We start from the raw sequence: 1,169 nt of genomic DNA, 5'->3' as shown, positions 1-1,169 counted from the left end.
AGTTCTCTTTGTTTTCAAGTTATTATCTTCTGAATATTGTATTTAGTGTCGTACGGATTGTTAATTAAATACTCTACATCACTCATATCGGTAGAACGATCTAACCACATCTTTTTAAAGGTTCTTGGTATTTGAAGTGGCATTATTTCATACAGATTATTAAATGAATTTAATTCTTCTGTTGTATTTGTATTGATTACTGAGCAAGTAACAAAACCGTCTTCTGTGGTATTATAAACCCCAGCTAAATAAAAAGGCTCTCGTTTATCTTTTTCTACTAAATAATTTTCAATACTGCCATCAATTACTTTATGGGCGTAAAACCCCGTAACAATTAACAAACATCGTCTAAAAAGCAATGCTTCTTTAAATAAAATACTCTTCTTAATCTCTTCCCTTCTAACGTGTAACGTACGCTTTATTTGCTGAAACTTATTCCAATTATCAGCGTAATTCTGAGGTAGCATTCCCCATATTCCTTGGGTGATTTCTAATGGATTATCCATAGTGATTATGTTTACTGTCTGCTCTTTCAATCCATTAATCTTACGCCTCGGTTTATGTAAATGCGGATACTTAAAATTAAGTTTAGTAAAATCTTTAATTCTTTCTTTACTTGCTATGTTAGATAGCTTATAACTCATCGTATACTTATTTATTTACATTCATAAAAAATCATTACAAGTAGTTGGTAACTACTCAATTAATCCACTACAAATTTACATGAAGAACCCAGGTAAAGTTTGTTCAAAAGAAATAAACTTTAGCTCATTTCCTTGTTTTCAAATGAGTTAACATTCTTATCAAATGAGTAAAAGAAGACTCTTAATCGGTTATAATTTTGTAGTGTACAAAAGATGTACTTCAAATTATTAACCTAAAAACTAAAATTATGTTACGTTGGACAATCATATTTATTATTATCGCAATTATTGCTGGAATCTTAGGTTTTGGTGGAATTGCAGGAGCAGCTACAGGATTTGCTAAAATCGCATTCTTTATTTTCTTAATACTATTTGTAATATCATTACTTACAGGTAAAAAAAGAGTATAATCAAACCTTAACAGCTAAGCAAACTCAAAATTATGCAAGCACGAATTTTATTTACATATTTTAAATGTACCTCATATATGTTTGTATAAAATTGATTTAAAACACGAAAAACACC

Annotated in this window: 2 protein-coding genes; one reads left to right on the top strand and one right to left on the bottom strand. The window is 29.2% G+C overall.

Annotated elements, in window-relative coordinates; all coding sequences use genetic code 11:
• Positions 1-14: 14 nt before the first annotated feature.
• Positions 15-644: an SOS response-associated peptidase family protein gene (locus OU788_RS12355; RefSeq protein ID WP_274635442.1), complete on the bottom strand. Its 630-nt coding sequence runs from the start codon at positions 642-644 to the stop codon at positions 15-17.
• A gap of 248 nt (positions 645-892) precedes the next feature.
• Between OU788_RS12355 and OU788_RS12350 the strand changes: the two genes are divergently transcribed.
• Positions 893-1,054 (top strand): DUF1328 domain-containing protein, encoded by a 162-nt coding sequence (locus OU788_RS12350; RefSeq protein ID WP_274635441.1) that lies wholly within the window; start codon positions 893-895, stop codon positions 1,052-1,054.
• Positions 1,055-1,169 lie beyond the last annotated feature (115 nt).

The organism is Tenacibaculum sp. L6 (assembly GCF_028823685.1).
In the GTDB taxonomy this organism is placed as follows: domain Bacteria; phylum Bacteroidota; class Bacteroidia; order Flavobacteriales; family Flavobacteriaceae; genus Polaribacter.
This window is presented reverse-complemented; position numbering and strand designations above follow the sequence as displayed.

What these genes read in the sequence shown, in the direction of transcription:
- OU788_RS12355 (WP_274635442.1), bottom strand. Translation starts at nt 644, where the DNA reads ATGAGTTATAAGCTATCTAACATAGCAAGTAAAGAAAGAATTAAAGAT.
- OU788_RS12350 (WP_274635441.1), top strand. Translation starts at nt 893, where the DNA reads ATGTTACGTTGGACAATCATATTTATTATTATCGCAATTATTGCTGGA.